Source organism: Enhygromyxa salina, from assembly GCF_002994635.1.
Taxonomy (GTDB): domain Bacteria; phylum Myxococcota_A; class Polyangia; order Nannocystales; family Nannocystaceae; genus Plesiocystis; species Plesiocystis salina_B.
Map to the genome: position 1 here is coordinate 150862 of NZ_PVNL01000069.1, position 21667 is coordinate 172528.

At 69.3% G+C, this 21667-nt stretch carries 16 protein-coding genes; 7 read left to right on the plus strand and 9 right to left on the minus strand.

Annotation, left to right across the window (positions count from 1 at the left end):
* Positions 1-46 precede the first annotated feature (46 nt).
* Positions 47-5641: a trifunctional serine/threonine-protein kinase/ATP-binding protein/sensor histidine kinase gene (locus ENSA7_RS18405; RefSeq protein ID WP_106090606.1), complete on the plus strand. Its 5595-nt coding sequence runs from the start codon at positions 47-49 to the stop codon at positions 5639-5641.
* Here ENSA7_RS18405 and ENSA7_RS18410 read toward each other — a convergent pair.
* The 5 genes from ENSA7_RS18410 to ENSA7_RS18430 are packed head-to-tail and all read right to left on the minus strand — an operon-like array spanning position 5613 to position 10798.
* Positions 5613-6587 (minus strand): sigma-70 family RNA polymerase sigma factor, encoded by a 975-nt coding sequence (locus ENSA7_RS18410; protein ID WP_106090607.1) that lies wholly within the window; start codon positions 6585-6587, stop codon positions 5613-5615. The genes ENSA7_RS18405 and ENSA7_RS18410 overlap by 29 nt on opposite strands.
* Before the next feature lie 4 nt (positions 6588-6591).
* Positions 6592-7638 carry a nucleotidyltransferase family protein gene (locus ENSA7_RS18415; protein ID WP_146157835.1) on the minus strand — a complete coding sequence of 349 codons (1047 nt, stop codon included), beginning with the start codon at positions 7636-7638 and terminating at the stop codon, positions 6592-6594.
* Positions 7639-7649: 11 nt separating this feature from the next.
* Positions 7650-8792, minus strand: a complete 1143-nt coding sequence (locus tag ENSA7_RS18420; RefSeq protein WP_106090609.1) for an HD domain-containing protein — start codon at positions 8790-8792, stop codon at positions 7650-7652.
* 48 nt (positions 8793-8840) lie between these two features.
* The gene (locus tag ENSA7_RS18425) at positions 8841-9968 is read right to left on the minus strand and encodes a hypothetical protein (protein WP_106090610.1); all 1128 of its coding nucleotides are present in this window, start codon (positions 9966-9968) and stop codon (positions 8841-8843) included.
* Positions 9969-10009: 41 nt separating this feature from the next.
* Positions 10010-10798: a 4'-phosphopantetheinyl transferase family protein gene (locus ENSA7_RS18430; RefSeq protein ID WP_181233874.1), complete on the minus strand. Its 789-nt coding sequence runs from the start codon at positions 10796-10798 to the stop codon at positions 10010-10012.
* A 127-nt stretch (positions 10799-10925) separates the two neighbouring features.
* Here ENSA7_RS18430 and ENSA7_RS18435 point away from each other — a divergent pair, with 127 nt between their 5' ends.
* Complete coding sequence (locus ENSA7_RS18435; protein WP_106090612.1) at positions 10926-12068, plus strand: acyl-CoA dehydrogenase family protein; 1143 nt, start codon at positions 10926-10928, stop codon at positions 12066-12068.
* Between the two features lie 278 nt (positions 12069-12346).
* Positions 12347-12679, plus strand: a complete 333-nt coding sequence (locus tag ENSA7_RS18440) for a hypothetical protein (RefSeq protein ID WP_106090613.1) — start codon at positions 12347-12349, stop codon at positions 12677-12679.
* 256 nt (positions 12680-12935) lie between these two features.
* On the opposite strand, the gene ENSA7_RS18445 is transcribed toward ENSA7_RS18440, so the two are convergent.
* A complete protein-coding gene (locus tag ENSA7_RS18445; RefSeq protein WP_146157836.1) occupies positions 12936-13682 on the minus strand; it encodes a hypothetical protein in 747 nt (248 codons plus the stop codon).
* Positions 13683-13906: 224 nt separating this feature from the next.
* On the opposite strand from ENSA7_RS18445, the gene ENSA7_RS18450 reads away from it, so the two are divergent.
* Positions 13907-15073 carry a D-Ala-D-Ala carboxypeptidase family metallohydrolase gene (locus ENSA7_RS18450; protein ID WP_106090615.1) on the plus strand — a complete coding sequence of 389 codons (1167 nt, stop codon included), beginning with the start codon at positions 13907-13909 and terminating at the stop codon, positions 15071-15073.
* A gap of 179 nt (positions 15074-15252) precedes the next feature.
* Positions 15253-15735 (plus strand): hypothetical protein, encoded by a 483-nt coding sequence (locus ENSA7_RS18455; RefSeq protein WP_106090616.1) that lies wholly within the window; start codon positions 15253-15255, stop codon positions 15733-15735.
* Between the two features lie 68 nt (positions 15736-15803).
* On the opposite strand, the gene apaG is transcribed toward ENSA7_RS18455, so the two are convergent.
* From apaG to ENSA7_RS18470, 3 genes are read right to left on the minus strand one after another with little or no spacing between them, the layout of a single operon-like run.
* The gene (apaG, locus tag ENSA7_RS18460; RefSeq protein ID WP_106090617.1) at positions 15804-16196 is read right to left on the minus strand and encodes a Co2+/Mg2+ efflux facilitator ApaG/CorD; all 393 of its coding nucleotides are present in this window, start codon (positions 16194-16196) and stop codon (positions 15804-15806) included.
* Positions 16197-16252: 56 nt separating this feature from the next.
* Positions 16253-16831, minus strand: a complete 579-nt coding sequence (locus tag ENSA7_RS18465) for a response regulator (RefSeq protein WP_146157837.1) — start codon at positions 16829-16831, stop codon at positions 16253-16255.
* A gap of 39 nt (positions 16832-16870) precedes the next feature.
* Positions 16871-18202: a DUF4388 domain-containing protein gene (locus ENSA7_RS18470; protein WP_181233875.1), complete on the minus strand. Its 1332-nt coding sequence runs from the start codon at positions 18200-18202 to the stop codon at positions 16871-16873.
* A 58-nt stretch (positions 18203-18260) separates the two neighbouring features.
* On the opposite strand from ENSA7_RS18470, the gene ENSA7_RS18475 reads away from it, so the two are divergent.
* Positions 18261-20966 carry a protein kinase domain-containing protein gene (locus ENSA7_RS18475; protein WP_181233876.1) on the plus strand — a complete coding sequence of 902 codons (2706 nt, stop codon included), beginning with the start codon at positions 18261-18263 and terminating at the stop codon, positions 20964-20966.
* 76 nt (positions 20967-21042) lie between these two features.
* Positions 21043-21667 (plus strand): hypothetical protein (locus ENSA7_RS43850; RefSeq protein ID WP_181233877.1); only part of this gene is annotated, 625 nt, incomplete at its 3' end.

Below are 21667 nucleotides of genomic sequence, written 5' to 3' on the forward strand. Positions count from 1 at the left end.
TTTACCCAGTTTGCGCGGTAGACTGCCGTTCGGCGTCATCGACCATATGGCCCTACCATTGGCAGATTATCGAGCGACTCGCCTCATTCGCGAGTCCGCCCGATCGCGCGTGTACGCGGCCGTTTCCGAGCGAGGCGCCGACGAGGTCATCGCCAAGGTCTTCGACATCGAAGACGAGACCGACGAAGATCGAGTCCAGCACGAGTTCGAGCTGATCTGCAGCCTGGAGCTCGACGGGGTCGTCAAAGCCCACGAGCTCCGTCGGGTTGGGGATCAGCTGGTCCTGATCCTGCAGCGGGTGCCAGGCGTCGACTTGGCGCAATTTTGCGGCGGCGAAGCGCTGGCGCTCGAGGTGTTCTGGCAGATCGCCATCCAGATCGCAGACATCCTCGCGCGCACCCACGCGGCGCGGGTGATCCATCGTGACATCAAGCCCACGAACATCCTGATCGATCCCGAGGACAGGCGGATCTATCTGGCTGACTTTGGCATCTCGGTGCTGCTCGAGAGCGAGCGCCGACACATCTACGACAGCGACGTCTTCATGGGGACGCTGCCGTACATCTCGCCCGAGCAGACCGGGCGCACGGGCCGACCGGTCGACTTTCGCAGCGACCTCTACTCGCTGGGCGCGACCTTCTTCGAGCTGCTCACCGGCCGTCAGCCGTTCGAGAACCTGCCCCCGCTCGAGTTGATTCACGCGCACCTCGCCAAGCAGCCGTCGTCGCCGGACACCCTGCGGCCCGGGCTGCCCGACGGCCTGTCGCGGGTCGTCATCAAGCTGTTGGCCAAGCCGCCAGAGCGTCGGTATCAGACCGCAGCGGGTCTCGCGGCGGATCTTCGCAGCTTGCAGGCGCTGCATGAGGCCGGGGATGACGGCGCCAGCTTCGAGCTCGGCGGCGAGGACTTCGCAACGAGCTTTCAGCTGCCCAGTCGGCGCTACGGTCGCGAGCACGAGCGCGGGGTCCTAGCCGCGGCGTTCTCCGCTGTCGCGCGATCGAAGGGACGCCGGACGATCGCGCTGACGGGGCCGCTGGGGATCGGCAAGTCGGTGTTGGTCAGCGACCTCGAGACCCTGGTCGTGGGCAGCGAGGGCTACATGATCCGGGGCAAGTTCGACCCCTTCGAGGAGCGGCCCTACCTGGGCTTCGTCCAGGCGTTCACGAGTCTGTTCGAGCAGATGTTGTCGGAGAGCGACGCTCGGCTGGGGCGCTGGCGTCGGCAGCTGCGGGCCGGGCTCGGGGGTCTCACGGGGGTGCTCGCCGAGCTGTGCCCGATCCTCGAGCTCATCGTGGGGCCGCAGCCAGCGCCCGCGCAGCTCGGGGCGGTCGAAGCGGGCAACCGCCTGAACGTGGCCGTCGCGCGGCTGCTCTCGATCGTCTGCAAGGACGAGCGACCGCTGGTGTTGGCGCTCGAGGGCCTGCAGTGGGCCGGGCAAGGCGATGCGCGACTGCTCGACTCGCTGATCCACGCCAGCGACGGACCGCTGCTGCTGGTGCTCAGCCTGCGCGTGGATCAACTCGACGCCGTGCATCCGCTCGCGCCCGTGCGCGCGGCGTTCGGTGGGCCAGTCGAGGAACTCGCGCTCACGGGGCTGGCGAGCGAGGCGATCGAGTCGCTCGTCGTCGACACGCTGCCGGGCGTGGCCAACCCCGAGCTGCTGGCCCAGGTCCTCGCGCGCAAGACTGGCGGCGTGCCGCTGTTCATCGGTCAGTTTCTCACCCAGCTGGCCGGGCGAGGACTCTTGCGGGCAGCCAAGCGCGGGTGGAGCTGGGACCTGGCCGCCGTCGAGGCCGAGCCGATCCCGGACGACGCGGTCGCGGTGATGAGCGCCAAGCTCGACGCGCTCAGTCCCGGCGCGCGCGATGTGATCCGTCGCGCGGCCTGCATCGGCCCGCGCTTTGATCTCGCGCGGGTGTCGTCGGTGTGTGACCACGCCCGCAGCGAGCTGGCCGCCAACCTGTTCGAGCTCGAGGAGGCCGGGTTGCTCGTGCGCGTGAGCGGCGAGTATCGGTTTACCCATGAGAGCATCCAGGACGCGGCGCAGCGTGGGTTGGACGCGACGGCGCGCCAGCGGCTGCGCTGGGCGATCGGGCGTGAGCTGCTCGCGAGCGCGGGGGAGTCGGACGAGCGCCTGTTCGAGATCGTCGAGCATCTGCACGCGGGCCTCCCCGCGGACATCGAGGATGCGCACCGCCTCGAGCTCGCGCGCCTGAACCTGCGCGCCGGGGAGCGAGCGCTGGACGCTGCTGCCTTCGATCTGGCCCAGCGCTACTTTGGCCAGGGGATCGCGCTGACGGTCGAGCAGCGGCAGGAGGTCGCCACGCGCGGCGCCTCGGCGTCCGACTACGAGCTGGTGTTCCGCCTCCACTTTCAGATGGCGTACTCGTTGAACCTGGCGGGACGCCGCGGCCCGGCGGATCAGGCGTTCGCCGAGCTGCTCGACTGGCAGCTCGAAGACCACCACTTTGGCGAGGTCGTCGCGCGACGGGTGCGATTGTTGTGGGTCGAGTCGCGCCATCCCGAGGCCGTCGAGCTGGGCCTCGCTGCGCTCGCGCGCCTCGGCGTCGGCGTCCGCCTCGATCCTGGGCGCGCGCGGGCGGGGATCTCGATCGTGCGGGCCTGGCGGTTCGCCCGCGCGCTCAACGTGCCCGCGGTCGAGGCGATGCGCCCGTGCGAGGCGCCGCGCGACCAGGCGATCGTCGGGATCATCGCGCAGCTCAAGTACCCGGCGTTCACCGTCAGCTTCAACCTGTTCTTGTTTCTCGTCGCCCAGCACACCCTGAGCATTCGCGCGCGCGGCTATCACCCCAGCCTGCCGCGTGCGCTCAGCGAGCTGTCGGCCGGGGTCTGCGGGGGGCTTGGCAGGGTCGCCGAGGGCATGGCGCTGTTCGACCTGGGGCTGGCGCTCGCCCGCCGCGATCCGACGGCGTCGACCCTGGCCCGGCTGGTCGCGCTCGGTGGCGGCCTGGCGCTGCATCGCGGCCGGCCGTTCGCCGAGATCGTGCGGCTCTACGACAGCTGCTATCAGGCCGCGCTCGAGGTCGGCGAGTTCGACCCCGCCGCGTTCATGGGGGGCTTTGGCGCGGACGTGCAGCTCGACGTGGGGACCCACCTGCGCGTGCTCAATCGTCGCTGCGCTCGCGTCGCGCAGGATGTCGGCCGCCAGTGTCCCAATCAGATGCGGGTCCTGATCTGGACATTGCGCGGGGCCTGCGACGCGCTGTTGGGACCCGGACTCGAGCCGCTGGCGACCCCAACAGGCGATGACGGAGAGCGTGGGTGGACGCTCGATCCCGACGAGGTGTTTGCCCGCGACGGGGTCCGCACGAATTTTTTCGTGGCGCTGATCCTCAAGGCGATGATCCAGTTGGTGCTCGGTGAGCACGAGGCGGGCCTAGCGACGTGCCTGCGCGGCGTGGAGGACATCGAGAAGGGCGCGTTCAATACGTGGTTCGTGGCCAGGATGCTGGTGCTCACGTGCGCGGCCCACTATTCCTGCGTGCTCGCGGGGGCCGAGCGCGGCGCGGCGGGGCGGAAGGCGGCGCGCAAGGGCGAGCGTCTGCTTCGCCGCTGGGCCAAGCACAACGCCGCCAACTACGGGCACTACGTCGATCTCGTGGCTGGACTCCGGCAGGCGGTCAGCGGTCAGATCGGACCCGCGGTCCGGACCCTCGATCGCGCGTGGGCGCAGGCCCGCAAGCGTGGCTGTCGCTGGATCGAGGGCCTCGCGGCCGAGCACCTCGCCGCCCTGCTCGAGCGCGAAGGCATGGGCGCGCTCGTGGATGGGGCCCGGCGCCGAGCCTGGGATGCCTACGCGGCGTGGGGCGCCGAGGCCAAGCTCGCGCAGCTGCGCGAGGTTCACGGCGAGCTGTTCAACCAGGCCCGAAGTGAGCGCGGACGCCCGACGAACGCCGGCTCGATCACGGCCTCGGTTCAGTTCCAGACCAGCGGGCACTCGCACACCGGGACCACGCCCGCGCTCGACCTCGCCGCGGTGCTGCGCAGCGTCGGGGCGATCACCGAGGACCTCCGGCTCGAGGAGGTCCTTCGCCGACTGCTCGACGCGACCCTCACCAGCGTGGGAGCCGACCGCGGGATGCTGGTGCTCGAACAGGCGGGGGAGCTCGCGCTGGTCGCCAAAGGCCACGCGGACGGGACCCGCGAAGTGCTCACGGATCCGCCGCTGCTGCGCGAGCTCAACGAGCAGGCCCCGGTCACGCTGATCAATTTCGTGGTCCGCACGGGGCAGGCGGTGGTGCTCGATGATGCTCGCGTCGATCTGCGCTTCGCCGGAGATGCCTACCTCGACGCCGAGGACATTCGCTCGGTGTTGGCGCTGCCGCTGCTCAAGGGCGATCGCCGGCTGGGCGCGCTGGTGCTCGAGAACCGGCTCACGACCCGGGGCTTCAGCCCGACGAGCGTCGAGACCCTGCAGATGATCACGCGCCAGGCGGCCAGCACCCTCGAGAACGCGCAGCTCTACAGCGCGCTGCACCGCAGCGAAGCCCGCTGGCGCTCACTGGTGGATGGCGCCCCGGATCTCATCGCGTTGCTCGACGAGCGGGGGCGGGTCGTGTTTCGCAACCACAGCGGACCGCTGACCGGGATCGACGAAGACGACGCCGACGAGGACCTCGACGCGGGGCGCCTGGCGCCCGAGTCCGCGGAGCGCTGGCGCGAGGCCGTCGAGGCCGTGCTGGTTGCCGGGCAGCGGTCCGAGCTCGAGCTCGAGTACGTGCCGACCGGGCAGCCGCCGCGTTGGTACGCCGTGCGCGTCGCTCCGATCGAGCTGCATCGTGCGCTGGGGGGTGAGGGCGAGGCCGTGCGGCGCAACGCGGTCGCGGCGGCCACCGACGTCACCGCGCGCAAGCAGGCCGAGCTCGACAAGCATCAGCTCGAGGGCCAGCTGCGTCAGCAACAGCGGCTCGAGTCGGTCGGCACCCTCGCCAGCGGCGTCGCGCACGAGATCAACAACCCCGTCCAGGGGATCATGAACTATGCCGATCTGATCGTCGCGCATGCGGCCGAGCCCGAGATCGTCGTGGAGTTCGCCAGCGAGATCACCCACGAGTCGCAGCGGGTCGCGACGATCGTCCGCAACCTGCTGGCGTTCTCGCGCCAGGACGCCGACGACGCCCCCGAGGCCGCGCGCCCCGGCGAGGTCGTCGAGGCCACGCTGACCCTGGTTCGCTCGGTGCTGCGCGGGGATCACATCGCGTTCAGCTTCGAGGCCGACCCTGAGCTCCCGCTGATCCGGTGTCGCGCCCAGCAGATCCAGCAGGTCGTGATGAACCTGATCACCAACGCTCGCGACGCGCTCAACGAGCGCAAAGAACAGTCGGAAGCCGGCAAGCGGATCGACGTGAGGGTCGTACGCTCGCCGCGACCGGGCTGGGTCCGCGTCGTCGTGGAGGACTCGGGTGGAGGGATCCCCGTCGCGGTGCAGGCCCGCATCTTCGATCCCTTCTTCACTACCAAGTCCCGCAACGAGGGCACGGGCCTCGGCCTCGCGCTCTCGCATGGGATCGTCGCCGAGCACGGCGGCGAGCTCTCGTTCGAGACGGAGCTGGGCGTGGGGACCCGGTTCTTGCTCGAGCTGCCCGGCCTCGTTACGGCCGAGACGCTGCACGGGTGGTGAAGTCGATACCGACCAGCTTGCGCGAGGCGAGGTGAAGCTGCAGCTGCTTGATCTGCGAGCCAGCGAGCTCGAGATGCAGCACCGCACGCCGAGCGGTGCGCAGCGGCGTCGGCGCGAGCTCCATGACCAGCCCCGGCTCTCCGTTGATCTGCCGAAACTCGGTCCAGGTCGGCGGGAGCTTGGCGATGCCCAGCAATAGCTTGGCCACGGAGTCGCGGCCGCTGACGACCTTGCGCGCGGCCAGGAACTCGCCGCCCGCGTCGGTGCAGATCCGGACGTCCTCGGCGAGCAGCTCGCTCAGCGCGGCTGGATCGCCGGAGCGGATCGCGGTCATCAGCCGCTCGATCGCCGCGTGTACGCTCGCGTCGGCGTGATCGGGCGCTCGTGGCTGGTCGTCGGTCTGGCCCCGGGCCTCGTCGAGGGCCTTGCGGGCGCGATGCAGGATCACCCGCACGTTGGCGCCGGTCAGCCCCAGAAACTCGCCGATCTCGGGGCCCGAGTAGCCGAGCACGTCACGCAAGATCAGGACCGCGCGGCCGCGTGGATCGAGGGTCTCGAGCGCGAGCAGGAACGCCAGGCGGGCGCTCTCGAGCTGGCCATAGCGAACCTCGAATTCGCTGATGTCGCCGCCGTGTCGATCGCAGGTCCAGCCCTCGACCTCGAGCAACTCCTCGACCGGGGCCGGCAGCCACGGGCCGTCGTAGGCTTGATGGCTGCGGCGACGGAGCAGATCGATCGAGAGGTTGGTGGCGACCCGGGTCAGCCACGGTCGCCACGGCCGGTCGAGCTGCTCGGGTGGGCGTTGCATCGCCCGCTCGAAGGTCGCCTGCACGAGGTCTTCGGCGTCCTGAGCGTCACCCGTCATCCGGTAGCAGACGCTCCACAGATAGCGCTGGTGTTCGGCGAACAACGCGGGCCAGGGGATGCTGGGGATGCTGGGATCCATACCCTCAGAGAATACAGAAGCGAACCATGAACGCGCGGCAGCGGCCAAACAAGAGATCGACGATCTGCTCGGCCGCGGCGTCGAGGCGCGTGGCGTTCGCGTGTAGCTCTCGGTAGATGTCCGAGGTCTCGCGGCGCTCGTAGTCGAGGTGCAGCAGCTCGTCGCGGACCTCGGCGGTGGCGAGCGCGGCCAAGAATCGGTCGAAGCAGGTGAACGGCTCGCGCGCGAGCTCGGGGGCGCCGAAGTGATCGAGCGCGGTGACCAGGCGCAGCAACGAAGGCCAGCCGACCCGTGCCGCCAGGCTCACGTCGCGCGAGGCGTCGTCGTCGATCGCGTCGACGGCCCAGCACTGCAGCGCGAGGTTGGCCAGGTGCCACAGCTTGCGGGAGTGACGAAGCTTGAGCACCCGGATCGCCCAGCTCTTGTCGAGCTCCTCGACCTTGTGGCGATAGTCCATGCACAAGGTCCGGTAGTAGCGGTGCAGATCGTTGCCGAGCGAGGTCAGGAACCGGCCGCGGGAGATCTGCGCGTCGGCGTAGGTGCGAAACACCGTGTGCTTGGTGTCGCGGCCAGCCCCGGCCAGCCACGCGCCCTCCGTGAGCAGCAGCGCGCGGTAGGTCAGGGTCTCGTTGGTGTCGACCCGGCCGCCGATGTTGTGGATCAGGCGGTGTAGATCCACCGCGTGATCGAAGGTCTTTTGGGGGATGTCGAAGCTGTCGCGCAGCCGCGCGAGCACCTCTGCGCGCAGCTGCGTGGCTTGGGCCGGGGTCACGCGCGCGCCGTCGTAGATGAACGCCAGATCGAGGTCTGACTCGGTCGAGGCCTCGAGCCGCCCGAGCGAGCCCAGCGCAAACACGGCGCAGGCCTCCCACAGCTGCGGCTGCGGGTGACCGCGGTTCAGCTCGGCCAGCTGCGCGCGGGCGAACCGGAGCCGGCCGCGGGAGAACGCCTCGGCCGTCACGATCGCGGGGATCTGAGCGGGCGACAGCCCGACGCGCGGCAGGCACTCGACGAAGGCCGAGCGCTCCACCGGGGCCGTGGCTGAGGACACGTCGTGCACGATCAAAACTCCGGGGCGTCGAGGCTCGTGTCGAGGCTGGGCGCCAGGCTCGGGCGCAAGCCGGGCAGGCTGAGCTGGTCCTGGCGGCGCGAGACCAGCCAGCCCTGGGTTCGCTCGTGCCGAAACCGCGTGGCCCAGCTGCGCAGGGGGAGCCCGCGCTCGCCCGGCTCGACGCCGGGATCGACGAAGTAGCGCTTGCGGGTGCGGACCAGCACGGGCCGGCGCTCACCCCCGGCGTGGGTCTGGGCGCTGCCAACGATCTCGCCGTAGGCCTCCGAGGTCCACAGCTCGTAGTCGCCGTCCTCGCCGCCGTCGAGCAGCGCGCGGGTCAGGGCCTCCGCGCCGAGCCGCCGTCGCAGCGCGGGATCGTCGAACAGATCGAGGCTGTCGAGGATCTCGGGGTCATCGCGGTCGAGCTTGGCCGCGACCAGCTCACACAGCCGCGCCTCGGCCAGGATGTTCGAGGGCAGGTTGATGACGCGGTCATAGGCGTGATCCTTGAGCGCCCAGAATCGATCCATGGCCGGCAGGGCGGCGCGGCTGATCCCGAGCTCGCCGTCGACCCAGGTGAAGATCCGCTCGGGCAGCTTGGTCCGGCGCAGGCGAAAGTCGCGGGCGACCCGGTGAATGCCCTCGAGCGTGTCGAGGTTGATCGGGGCCTTGAGCAGCTCGGCGAGCGGCACCAAGCTGGGATCGAGGGCCTCGCTGCGATCGATGATCGCCCAGGTCGCGTCGGGGTCGATGTTGGCTTGCTCGAGCACGGGCCGCAGTGATCGCTGGCGTGGGATCGGCCCGTCGCCGAGCACGATCCAGCGGCCCACGTCATGGTGCGACGCGCCGAGCAGCTTGGTGAACGCAGGCTCGGCGGCGTGCGAGAGCGGGTAGTGCCCGACGTCGTGGAGCAGACACGCGGCGACGAACAAGCGCGCGAGCTCGGGCTGCAGCTCGAGCGACACCGACGCCTCGCGGGCCAAGGTCGCGACCCCGAACGAGTGCTCGAGCCGGGTCGAGGCCCGGCGGCTGCGCGGGTGGGCGTCGAGGGTGCCGAGGAAGCTGATCCGACCGAGGCGCGCGAGCCAGGGGCTGGCCAGCAAGCTGTCGCCGAGGAGCTCGACCAGCCGAGCGCGCTGTTGGGCGGTGTTCATCCTGGCGGGTCAGCGCTGGGAGTCTATCGCGGGTCCGGATCGGGCGGTTCAGCCGCCGCCACAGCCACCACACGAGGCGCCGCAGCTGGCGTCGACATCGCCGACGTCGGGGCCGGACGCGTCCGAGGTCGCGCCCGTCAGGTTGCTCGAGTCACCGCCGAACCCGACCGTGAGTCGGGGATCGCCGGCCTCGCCTGGATCTTGTCCGCCGAAGCTGGGGATCTGCGGATCCACGACGACCGCGTCTTCGCTGAGCTGGACGAGGCCGGCGAGGCCACCGTCGAGCGGCTGGTCCGGCTCGACACGGGCGCCGTTGGGATCGACCACCTCGAACGCCAGCCCCTGCCAGCCGCGGCCAGCGGCGATCTCGGCCAGGGTCACCCACGCCACGAAGTCGAAGTAGGGATCGTAGTAGTAGTGATAGAAGGGCGAGTCGTAGGCGCCCTTGCGATCCGAGATCGGGAGCGGGCGATACTTGGGCAGGCGCACGCCCGAGCCCCAAGTCAGGCTCCGGAAGTGATTGAGCTGGCGCGGGCCTGGACGGATCAGCCGCAGCTCGACCGGGGTCAGCGAGCTCGCCAGGCACAGCGGGCCGAGCTGCGACGCGAGCGCTCGCTCGGTCTCGCTGACCAGCGCCGTGAAGCGATCGCGGGCGGCCAGCAGCTCCGACGCGTCAGCTGCGACCGTCCGCAGCCGCTGCGCGTAGCTCAGCGGCGAGTCACCCCGAGCGACCTGCATGCTGTCGAGCCGGGCCGCGAACCGCAGGCTCAGCTCCGGGGCGCTCGCGGGGACTCGCCGGGCGAGCGTGACGTCGACGAGGGTGCGCAGCCCGTCCCGGCGGTCGGACAGGGTCAGCGTCATGGTCTCGAACTCGCGCTCGAGCACGCCGCGCTCGTCGAGCTCGGCGACCGCGATCGCGAGGTCGCCCGAGTCTTCGGCGGTGTCCACGTACACGCTCTTGCGGTCGACGATCACGTTGAGCAGATCGCTGACGCCGACCTGCGCGAGGGCCTCGGTGATCGGCTTGAACACGCTCAGCCCGGTGATCGCGGCGACGTCGTGGGTGGGGACGCGATCGAGCTGGCGGCCGATCAGGCGCGAGAACCAGTCGAGCAAGGTCCGCTCGCGCAGCTCCGGCTCGCTGGGAAGATCGATGTGGATCGTCGCATGCAACATGGGTGACGACCCGACTGTAGCAGGTGCCCTCGACGGGCCACTCAGGTCGCGGACGAGTAGGTGGCCCGGGACGTCGGCGCTGGAGCGGAGCAGGGCGCAAAAAAGTGGCGCAGCTCGAGCTCGGGGCCGCTCCAACAAGCCGCGGCCGCGTAGCCCGCCGGGCACGGCACGTCGATCATGCGCCAGCGGCTCGGGTGGTCGCCGGCTCGTGTGGTCCGCAGCAACCGGGCCGGCTCGCCGCGTCCAAAGCTGATCGAGAACGCTGACGACGCGAAGCTCAGGCCGGTGCCGATCGCCTTGAGATAGGCTTCTTTGCGGGTCCACGCCCGATAGAACGCCGCGGGGTGCTCGGCGACAGGGAGCCGGCGGAACACCTCGACCTCATCTGGCGCGAAGAAGCTCTCGGCGATCGACGCGAACTCGCGACTTGGGCGGGTCTCCTCGACGTCGACCCCGAGCTGCTCGTCTGCGGCGCCAAAGATCACGCCGACGAGCCCGACCGTGCCGGAGTGCGAGAGGTTGAAGCACAGCGGCGCCGGCCCGCGCTCGGGATCGGGTAGCAGCGCCGGCTTGCCCTGCTCGCCGTACGCGAAGCACAGCGCGCCCGGATCGGCGTCGAGGTAGCAAGCGAGGATCCGGCGCAGCTCCGCGCGGGCCCGGTAGGACTGGCGCTGCTTGGACTCGATGATGATGCGGTCGGCCTTGGCGGTCTCCTCGACCGTGAGCAGGTCGCGGTCTGACTCGCTGATCGGTCGCGCCAGGTCGATCTCCCACAGATCCAACACGCCCGCGCGCGGCGTGAAGGCGTCGGCGAGCTGCGGTCGGATCACCAGCGCCGAGCTCCGTTCTGTGCCCGCCTCGGCGTGACGCCGCGTGGGCCCCGGGCGAGCGTGGAGGTGGGAGACACGCGCAGTGGTGGCACGGCTTAGGTGTACACTGCGGCGCCGAGGTACGCAGGTGAAGCGCGAGCTGTTCGACGAAGATCACGAAATTTATCGCCAGAGCGTCCGCGAGTTCATGCGCCGCGAGGTCGTCCCCAAGCAAGAGCAGTGGATGGCCGACGGCAGCGTGGATCGCGAGACATGGCGGTCAGCTGGTGAAGCCGGGCTGCTGTGCCCGTGGGTGGAGGAGCGCTGGGGCGGGCCCGGCGGAGACTTCTTGCATTCGGTGATCGTCTGCGAGGAGCTCGCGCGCGTGTACGAGTCTGGGTTTGCGATCCCGCTCCACTCCGACATCGTCGTGCCCTACATTCACAGCTTTGGGGACGACGCGCAGCGGGAGCGGTGGTTGGCCGGGTGCGTCAGCGGTGAGCTGATCAGCGCGATCGCCATGACCGAGCCCGACACCGGCTCGGACCTCGCGGCGATCCGCACCACCGCCAGGCGCGACGGTGACGAGTACGTGATCAACGGCTCGAAGACCTTCATCTCGAACGGGTTCTTGTGTGATCTGGTGATCGTCGCGGCCAAGACCGAGAACTCCGAGGATCCGCACCGCGCGGTCTCGCTGTTCGTGGTCGAGGGCGGCACGCCGGGCTTCATTCGGTCCAAGAAGCTGGCCAAGATGGGGCTGGCCTCGCAAGACACCGCCGAGATCGCGTTCGAGGACTGCCGGATCCCCGCCGCCAACCGGCTCGGCGCCGAGGGGGCCGGGTTCATGATGCTGATGCAGAAGCTGCAGCAAGAGCGGCTCGTCGTCGGTGTGATCTGCCAGAGCGCGGCCGAGCAGGTGCTCACCGACACCATCGCCTACGCCAAGCAGCGCGCCGCGTTTGGACGGCCGATCATCAAGTTCCAGAACACCCAGTTCAAGCTGGCGGAGTGCGCGACCGAGGTCGAGGTCGGACGGCATTTTTGCGACGCCGTGATCCGCCGTCACGCGGCCGGCGAGTACCTCGTGAAGGAGTGCTCGATGTCCAAGCTCTGGCACTCGGAGATGCTCGGTCGGGTAGTCGACGAGTGCCTGCAGTTCTATGGCGGATACGGCTATATGCTCGAGTATCCGATCTCACGCGCGTACATCGACGCTCGGGTCCAGCGGATCTACGCCGGCACCAACGAGATCATGAAGGTGATCATCGCCAAGCAAATGGGGATCTGAGCTGGCGCTGACCGGGGGCGCCGGCCTCGCGCACGCTACGCGCACGGCTCGCAGCGCATGGCTGCCAAAAGAAAAATGGTTTGTGTCGTGGCGCGACGGCTCGCCAAAACCCGGGCGGCGTCCGGGAACGTCAACCCACGCACGCGCGCTGTCGCGCTCGGCATCGCTCCTCGCTGGTTCGGTCTGCGGACCGTGGTAGCGTGGTCTCGGGATCGCAGAGTGCCAGCTAGCAATCAGGCAGCGCTGCGGGCCCGCAAGCCCCACCCGAGAGTTCGAGCATGGCGAAACCTTCGAACCGCATTCAGATCCTCACCTGGGCCGACTTCGACGATTTCTGGCAGGCGCTCGAGGAGTCTCACGAGCAGACGCCGTACACGTTCGACGCGTACGACGAAGAGGTCGCCCGCATCGCCTTCAAGGCTGGCCGCGAGAGCATGCGGCGCCAGGTCGTGGCGATGGTCGAGCACATGCTCGAGTCACGCCGCGCCGAGCTGCCAGGGTTGCGCGTCGATCCGGGCGGGGAGCAAGCCGTGACCGCGGAGGTTGGGCGCGCGGTGCTGCGCGAGATCGCCGACGACGTCAGCTCGCTCATCCGCGCCGAAGACAACTAGTTTTGACCCCCGTGGGCGCACTGCACTTTGCCGAAGGCGGACGCTTCGCGTCCGGTCGGTCGCTTGCGCTCCCTCGTCGGGGCGGTCTGCTGTGCGCATGGGCATGTGTGGCCCCCTAGGAGGGGGCTCGATCTCTCGAGCGGGCGTCTCTAGCTCTACCTCATCGGGGCGGGCTGCTGTGCGCTTGGGCATGTGTGGGCCTTTGACTCTCACAGAGAGGTTGGTACCTCGCGTGCTGCGGCCGCTTCGCGGGCGGCTAATTGGGGAGCTCGAGTTTGGGGAGGTGGCTGCGGCCGCGGCCCTCCCAGGCGCGTAGGCTGAGCTCGAGGGCGAGCTCGGTGAAGCTCAGTAGTTCGAGTAATTCGCGCTCGGTGGCGGGCTCGAGCGAGGCGCCGTCTTGGAGCTGTGCGCCGAGCAGGTTGAGGTCGGATCCGATCGCTCGGGCGCGACGTAGTTGGGCGAGCTCGGGGCCGCGGGATCCCTGCTTGGCGCTCCATGCCTCGCCGACGAGGGCTCCGGCGGTGTCGAGGTGGACGCGCCAGGTGGCGGAGCGTCCGCCGACGATCGCTTCGCCGCGCAGGCCGTCGACGGTTGACCACGCGTCGATCTGGGCGGGGGGACCGTCGAAGTCGTCGAGGACGATGCTGGCGGCGGGACCTCCGAGCGAGCCGCCGAGGGGGCGAATGTGGAGGCGGCCCGCGATCTGGCCGCCGGGGTCGACGACGACCAGCGCGAGCTCGCTCGGGCCCCCGAGCACCACGCGGTAGTGGGCGTGGGCGGGGAGCAGCGCGGCGGTGCGCGATGACGGCTGGGACTCGAGCGCGAGGTGTCGCCCGTGGCCGATCCCGTGGGCGATGGTCGGGCCCAACGGGAGCTGCGGGGCGAGAGGCGGCGGATGGAGCGAGGCGATGTCGCTCGAGACTCCGCAGGCGGCCGAGAACAGGACGCAGGCGAGGAGGAGCAGTGTATTGAGGATGCGTCCATGTCGGGTTGAGCTGGGCATGATGTCGGTCTCCTGGGCGCGCCCGAGGGACGCCTTCGACATCTCTTCGGCCCCCGCCGGGCCGGTTTTCAAGCTATCTGCAGGGTCGGGACGAAACTCGACCGATCCTCGCGGGAGCGGGTGTGCGCCCCCAAGTGGCTCGAGCTCCGACCGATGCCCGAGGAGCCTGACCCGAGCTGAAAACAGAGTTGCCGTGGTGGCGGACTCGGACGACCATCACCACCATGCCTGCCCGGATCGACCGCGCGCTCCTGTGTCTGTTGCTCGCCGCCCCTGCCGGGCTGTACCTCGGGTGTAGCGAGGGCACTGGCGCCGAGGATGTCGGGATCGTCTGTGATCCAGGGGAGGGGCAGATGTGCACCTGCGCGAGCGGGCTGAGCAGCGTGGCGTGGTGTCGAGTCGATGGCGCGGGCTTCCTGCCTTGCGAGTGCGAGGCCGGCGACGAGGGGTTTGGCGGGGAGACGGCCAGCAGCGGTGACGGAGACGCCGGCGATGGCGATGGCGATGGCGATGGCGACAGCGGCGACGGTGACGACGACTCGGGTGATGGCGACGGCGATACGGGTGACGGTGATCCAGAGACCGGGGACGGGGATGGCGACGGGGACGGCGATCCGAACCTCGACCAGGCCTGCTATCCCGGCCCCAACGACGACTACAGCGTGTGTTTTCCGATCGTGGTGCCCGCGCCGCTGCCCGATGGCTACGACTACCCGGCGCCCTATCAGGGCAACCCCAACTATCGCGCGCCGGTCCGCTACCTCGATCTCGACGCGATCGATCAGTCCGCCCAGATCGCGCCAAACTTCACCCTCGATGAGTTTGCGCAGACATGGAAGGGCCGCTACGCGGTGCTGCAACCACACGCGGTGGCGTACGCCCAAGATCTGCGGGACGTGGTCGGGGCGATCGCGGTGAACTCCGGATATCGCCCGCCCGCGTACAACTTGATGATCGGCGGCGCCAACTCGTCGAGGCACATCTATGGGGATGGCTTCGATCTCGATCCGATCGACGTCCCGCTCGCCACGCTCGAGACCGCGTGCAGCAACAACGCCGGGTTCCTGGTCGAGTACGAGAGCCACGTCCACTGCGACTGGCGCAACGTCGACGTCCACGTCGGGTTCTTTGGGCTCCCGAGCGGCGAGGCGCCCAACGACGAGCTCCCGGTGCTCGCAGCTTCGCTCGAGCGGGATCAGCAGACGGGGCACTGGCGCGCGCCCGCGAGCGGGTTTGACGAGGGCGAGCCGATGCGGCGCTGGACCGCCTACGGTGCGGATGATGAGGTGCTCGTGCACGCGCGTGGGCGCTCGTTCGAAGCGCCGCTTGGGACCGAGTACGTCGAGGTGCTCGTCGGTGCTCGGGTGCGGCTGATCAGCGAGCGTGAGTAGCAACGAACAGATCGCATTGTTGGACGACTGAATCGTCGTCCCGACCGGGCAGATGTTACCGCTGCATTCGGAGGCTAGATTGTCGACGACGCGCATCGCAGCGCGCGTCGTCGTGGGATCAGGTCGAACGAATTTGCCGACTACACCTTCGGCCTGCGGACCGCCTCTCGAGCGCCGTCGTGCCGCATCTCCCGGGCAACAACATGACGCAGCTCAGCGACCGACTCGAAACGATCCTTCACCAAGCCGAGCGCCGAGCGCTCGTGGCCGTGCTTCGCTCGCGGCCGGAGCTGACCCTCGACCAACTGCAAGCGTGCTTCACCGGTCGCTATGGCGAGATCCTCCAGACCATCACGATCCGCGAGCTGACCGACACCAAGGTCGCCCTCGACCTCCCGAGTGACGGCGGGCCAGTCATCGATCGCGGCGCGCTCGAGCGGGCCAAGCGGCTGACCGGTGAAGCGTTCGACGCGTGCGTGCTGCAGGCGATCCAGAGCGCGGGCGGTCAACCCGTGTCGGCCAGCTACCTGCGCGTGCGCGTGGGTGGGCCTCGCTGGAAGCTGCTCGGATCCCTGCGCCGCCTGGTCGAGGCTGGGCAGGTCGAGCGCACGGGCGTCACCAGCTCGACGCGCTACCGACCACTCGTGGTCCCGAAGCCCTGAGCCCAACAGCACAGCCTGTCAACACAGCCTGTCAACACAGCCCAGGCCAGTCCAGCCACCGCTCAGCGTCAGTGAACCGCGTGGGGCAGGCTGAGCGAGAACGGGGCGATCTTCGCGTCGAACCGGTCCCCCTCCGACGTGACCATTTGATAGCTGCCGTGCATCGTTCCAAACGAGGTCGGCAGCGGACACGCGGAGGTGTAGTGGAACTTGTCACCGGGGGCGAGCACCGGCTGTTCGCCGATCACCCCGGGTCCACGCACCTCCTCGACGCGACCCTCGCCATCGGTGATCACCCAGTGGCGACTGATCAACTGGGTGGTCTCGTCGCCGACGTTCTCGAGTTCGACCCGATACGCGAAGAACCACAGCCCGTCCTCGGGACGAGAGCGCTGCTCGATGTAGTGAGCGTGCACGCTCACCCGGATGTTGCGCGTGACGGCCTGTGAGCTGTCGGGCATGATCCTGAGTCCTGAAGTCCTGAGTCCTGAGTCCTGAAGTTCGGCGGCCGGGCCCGTCAGGGATCTGCGACCCAGTTCGAGTCCAAGTCGAGGCCGCTCTCGACCCGGTCCTCGAAGAATTTCGTCGCGCGGGTTCGCAAGAAGTCATCGTCGAACGGCTTGATGACGTAGGCCGTCGCGCCGTTGCGCAGCGCCCAGTAGCGGTCGACCTCGTTGCTCATCGAGGTGACGAAGATCATCGCGGGGGCGTCGCCGCCGTAGCGATCCCGGAGCCGGCGGAGCAGCTGCATCCCGCTGATCCCCTCGAGCAGGATCTCGGCGACCACCAGATCGGGCTTCACGACCTCGATCAGCGCCCACGCAGCGCTGCCGTTGTCGGCCTCGTGGACCGCGAGGGTGCGGGAGTTGGCCGGGGGAGGCGTCGCGGTCTCGGAGTCCGAGGCCCGGAGCGCGGCCTCGCGCAGGAGCCCGACCACCCGCTTGCGGTTGTCGGGGTCGGGGTCGACCACCATGATGGTCTTCCACGCGCCAACCTTGACGTTGGGCTTGGGCACGATCACCGGCGCCGCGAGCTTCGAGCTGCCGGGGCGTGGCGGCGGCGCGGGGCGTGGAGGCACCTGAGGGGGAGCGGTCAATTGGGGTTCCTATGCCAGGTTGCCAGGCGGCCACCTGACCTACACGGTCACGGGGGTCACGCGCCGACGCACCACGTTGGACTTGCTGAGTCGGTAGACGATCCGCGAGACCGCGAAGGTGCCGGTGCGTGTGCGCCGGGCGATGTCTTTGACGGAGTTGCGCCCGTTGATGAGCTCGAGCACCTCGAGCTCGTCGCGGGCGAGGATCTCTCGGGCCATGCGGCTGACCTTGGCGTCGTCGCGCACATAGATGTCTTCGAGCTCGGGCATGTGCGGGCCCATCATCGCGTTCTCGTCGAGCCGGCGCAGCCCGTCGAGCAGCGCCTCGGACACGGCGAGCTCGACCTTGTTCTCGTCGGCGCCCGCCGCTGAAGAAGCCTCGAGCTCGGCGAGCGGGACGAACCCCGCGATGCCCTTGCGAAAGGTCAGCACGTGGCAGGTGATCTCGCGGGCCTGGGCGAGGATCGCCGTGGCCAGCTCGCCGGGGGTGATGAACCCGGCCTCGACCAGGCGCTGCCCGAGCGGCCGACCGGCGGGATCGCGGCCGACGATGAACGCCTCGAGCTCGTCGTCGCGCATGAACCCGCCCTCGACCACGAACCGGCCGAGCTTGAGATCTTCGTCGTCGCCAAAATACTCGGCCAGGCGGATCTGCCCGCCAGCGAGGTGGAGGCGGGCCTCACGGCCGACCGAGGAGATCGACAGCACGCCCGTCACCGAGTCGTCGCTGAGCATCTCGAGCAGCGACTCGAGCCGCTGGGCCGCGAGATCGACATGGATCGCCTGCTCACCGGGCGGGCTGGGCAGCTCCTCTGCGCCCTCGAGATCGGTGAACAATTGGTCCACCGCGCCCATGTCCAGGTGATCGAGATCGCCCAGCGACGGGAAGTGCTTGGCCAACAGCCGGGCGAGCTGGACCTTGCGCTGGTCCGGGATGTCGTCCATGTCGGCCGGCAGCTTCGCGGCGTCGATCGACGCGACGGTCTCACTGACGACCTTGAGCAGCGCGGGGCTCGAGAACGGACGCCGCACCGTCGGAAGCCCTGCGGCGGCGGGGATCGGGTTGGGGTTGCGCCGGCTCACGATCAGGATGCCGGGCAGGTTCGCGGCGCCGGGCAGACGCACCAGCTCGCGCAGGACCGACGCACTGACCGTTGGATCGGCGGAGGCGTCGAGCAGCAGCGCGACGATCGAGTTGTCGCCGCTGGCACCGTGTACCTTGAACATCGAGACGGCGTCCCGTTGTCCCGCGGCGTTGAAGACGTTGTAGCCCGCCAGCCGGAGACTGGCGGTCGCCAGCTTCGCGGTCGTGGGGTTGGGGTCGTAGTAGAGGATCCCCGGGGCCGTGCGCGCTTTGGGCGAGTCGGGCATTGAGCCGGCAAAGTCTACTCGGAATCGGGCTCGGCGTGGTAGCGTCCCGGCCATGGTCATGGGCGCCCTTGAGCGGCTCGATCCGCCGCGGGTCCTCGGAGAACTCACGCTGCTCGCAGCGCTCGGCGAGGGGGGCATGGCGACGGTCTATCTGGCCGGCGTGGGCTCCGGCCCCCTCGCCCGCATGTGCGCGGTGAAGCTCTTGCGAGCGAACCTGCCAGATCACGACTACATGACCCGTTTCCTCGATGAAGCGCGGTTGGTGGTGCGGCTGCACCACAACAACATCGTCGACGTCCGGGCCGCCGGGGAGATCGACGGGCAGCTCTACATCGCGATGGAGGCGATCGAGGGCCGTGACCTTGCAGACGTTTGGGATCGCTGCGCCGAGGTCGGCCGGGCGTTCCCCGTGCCGCTCGCGGTCCACACCTGCCGCGAAGTCCTGCGCGGTTTGCACTACGCCCACACCTTCCCGGGCCTCGGCCTCGTGCACCGCGACGTCTCGCCCTCCAACGTGCTGATCGACTGGGCAGGTGCGATCCGCCTGGCCGACTTTGGCCTCGCGACCTCGAGCCTCAAGGCCAGCCTGACCTTGCCGGGGGTCGTGTTTGGCAAGGTCGGCTACATGAGCCCCGAGCAGGCCCGCCACGAACCCCTCGACGGTCGGGCCGACGTCTGCGCGGTCGCCGCGATCTTGTGGGAACTGCTGACGGGCCGGCCGCTGCGCTCACCCGACGGCATGAGCACCGACTCGGTCTCGCGGTTCGAGGCGCCGCCCCCGAGCTCGCGCAGTCGCCGGGTCGACGCGCACCTCGACGAGATCGTCGCCAAGGGGTTGGAGCGCCACCGCGATAAGCGCTGGGACAGCGCCCAGGCGATGATGCTCGCGCTGAACCAGTGGCTCGCGGACCACTCCCCCGAGATGGGTCAGGAGATGGTCTCGGACTTCATGCGCAAGTTGTTTGGAAACGCGCGTGAGGTCGAGTCCTCCTCGCGGGCCGAGCTGCTGCGTGAGCTCACGAGCTCGCACCGGGCCGCGTCTGGAACGCAGATCCTCGAGGAGAGCAACCAGGTCGACGCGGAGCCCCGTGACTCGCGCGGGTCGGCGCGGCTTGGCGCGGCGGCGCCCGGGCTCGACGCCAAGGAGTTGATCGACGCGGGCACGGTGATCGCCGAACGCTACCGCGTTCTGTCCCGGCTCGGCCGTGGCGGCATGGGCTACGTGTACCTGGGCGAGCACGTGACCGTGGGTCGGTCCGTCGCGATCAAGGTCCTCACGCACGACTGGAGTCGCACCACCTCGGTCGCGCAAAGGTTTCGGGCCGAGGCTCGAGCCGCGAGCGCGGCGGGCCACCCCAACATCGTCGAGGTGTTCGACGCCGGCGAGCTCGCGGATGGTCGCCTGTACCTGGTGATGGAGTTCCTCACCGGGCGCAACCTGTTCGAAGAGGTCCAGACCGTCGGGCCGATGCCGGTCGCGCGGGCGTGTCACATCATGCGCGACGTCGGTCGAGCGATCCGAGCCGCGCACGAGGTCGGGGTGATCCACCGCGATCTCAAGCCGGACAACGTCATGCTCGTCGACCGTGGCCGCGACGAAGGTGAGCTCGTCAAGGTCCTCGACTTTGGGATCTCGTCCTCGGCCGAGCGCTCTGCAGGTGAGCAGCGCCTGACCAACGTCGGCCAGGCGCTGGGCACTCCAGAGTACATGGCGCCCGAGCAGGCCAAGGGCCACCAGGCCGACGAGCTGTTCGACATCTATGCGCTCGGCGTGATGTTCTTCGAGTTGCTCACGGGTGACCCGCCTTTTCATGGCACCAACGTGTTCGAGATTGTCACCCGCAAGACCAGCGAGGCGGCGCCCTCGATCGGGTCCAAGCGCGATGACATCCCCGACGATCTGGTCTCCCTGGTCGACGACTGCCTCGCCGTGGAGCCCGAGCGGCGACCCAAGTCCGCGCAGCTGTTCCTCGCTCGCCTCGAGGACGTCCTGCGCAGGATCCCGCGCGAGAGCGGCTCGACCAAGATCGCGTTCGAGGCCTCGCTGACGCGCGGGGTGCCGCCGAAGGTCGTCCCCAAGCCGACTCCGCCCGAAGCCAGCGACGTCACCGACGAGCTCGAGCAGACCCCCGCGCCCGCGATCCCGCGCCCGCCCGTCGTCGTCGAGCCGCCGACGCCTCCCATCTATTATGTGCTGCTGGTCGGCGTCGTGCTGGTCATCATCTTGGGCCTGTGGGTCGCGTTCACCGATCGGGGCGGTGGTCCAGGCTCCGAGTCGGGGACGACCGCAGACTCTGCGGCCGCCGTCGACACGCGTCCGAGTGACACCAAGGGCGATCCCGACGCGGGTGAGGAGGTCGCCCCGCTGGACACCGCGGCGACGGGTGGCACCGAGACCGGGGCTGGCACCGAGACTGGCGGCGGTACGGAGACCGGCGGTGAGACTGGCACCGATTCTGGCACCGAGACTGGCACCGATTCCGGGCAGGTTCAGGCACCAACCACCGCCAAGCACGAGACCGCCGAGTGCAAGCGGGTTCGGGACGACGCCGAGGCGGCGGCCAAGGCGTTCAAGTGGGACGCCGTGCTGAGTCTGACCGCGCAGCGCAAATGCTGGTCAAAATCGCAGCGCAACGACAACGTCAAGCTCGAGGTCGAGGCGCTGATGGAGAGCGAGCGCTGGGAGAAGTGCGTCAAGGCTGGCGCGAGCCATCCGAGCGGCAAGGTCAAGGGCTGGGTCAATATCTGCAAGGGTCACCTGTGACCCCCGCGAGCGGCACGCCGGCTTTTCACTTGCCCCGTGCGGCGGTTCGTTGTTTGCTGGGGGCGAACGACGGATCATGAAGGAGCTTGCCCGCGAGAAGATGAGCTCGATCGTAGTGGCCACGCTGACGCTGAGCGTGGTGACGATCGGGATGCCAGGTATGACCCACGCCTCCGATCAGCTGGCCCCGCGGCTGGTCGGGCGGATGATGGTCGCGCCCGAGCCGGGGCCCGCGCGTGCGCGGGCCGGGCTGCAGGTGGAGACCGGGGATCTCGGCAGCGCCGGGGAGCCGCTGAAGGCGAAGATCGAAGAGACCGCGGCGCGGTTGTTCGAGGCCGAGGGGTTTGACGGTGCGCGGGACGACGGAGATCCGCGGATCATGGTGGTGGTGGAGCGGACCGGGACCGAGGAGAACCCCGGGTTCGTGGTCGGGTTCTCGATCGAGCGAGGCGAGGAGATCGTGGCCGGAAGCGCCCGGCAGGCGGACTGCTCGCTGTGCACGCGGACGGAGCTGATCGAGCGGATCGAGGACGAGCTGCCGGGGTTGTTGAAGCTGGCCCGCAAGCACCAGGTGGTGGAGGCCGGGGGAGATGACGGTGGCGAGGACGGCGGAGCTGAGGATGGCGGCGGGGATGATGGTGGTGATGGCGGTGAGGTGAAGGCGATCGGACCGCTGGGGTTCGCGGGGGTTGGGCTGGGGG

Excerpts from the sequence above, each read along its gene's own strand:
- ENSA7_RS18405 (WP_106090606.1), top strand. The coding sequence starts at position 47 with ATGGCCCTACCATTGGCAGATTATCGAGCGACTCGCCTCATTCGCGAG.
- ENSA7_RS18410 (WP_106090607.1), bottom strand. The coding sequence starts at position 6,587 with ATGGATCCCAGCATCCCCAGCATCCCCTGGCCCGCGTTGTTCGCCGAA.
- ENSA7_RS18420 (WP_106090609.1), bottom strand. The coding sequence starts at position 8,792 with ATGAACACCGCCCAACAGCGCGCTCGGCTGGTCGAGCTCCTCGGCGAC.
- ENSA7_RS18425 (WP_106090610.1), bottom strand. The coding sequence starts at position 9,968 with ATGTTGCATGCGACGATCCACATCGATCTTCCCAGCGAGCCGGAGCTG.
- ENSA7_RS18440 (WP_106090613.1), top strand. The coding sequence starts at position 12,347 with ATGGCGAAACCTTCGAACCGCATTCAGATCCTCACCTGGGCCGACTTC.
- ENSA7_RS18445 (WP_146157836.1), bottom strand. The coding sequence starts at position 13,682 with ATGCCCAGCTCAACCCGACATGGACGCATCCTCAATACACTGCTCCTC.
- ENSA7_RS18450 (WP_106090615.1), top strand. The coding sequence starts at position 13,907 with ATGCCTGCCCGGATCGACCGCGCGCTCCTGTGTCTGTTGCTCGCCGCC.
- apaG (WP_106090617.1), bottom strand. The coding sequence starts at position 16,196 with ATGCCCGACAGCTCACAGGCCGTCACGCGCAACATCCGGGTGAGCGTG.
- ENSA7_RS18470 (WP_181233875.1), bottom strand. The coding sequence starts at position 18,202 with ATGCCCGACTCGCCCAAAGCGCGCACGGCCCCGGGGATCCTCTACTAC.
- ENSA7_RS18475 (WP_181233876.1), top strand. The coding sequence starts at position 18,261 with ATGGGCGCCCTTGAGCGGCTCGATCCGCCGCGGGTCCTCGGAGAACTC.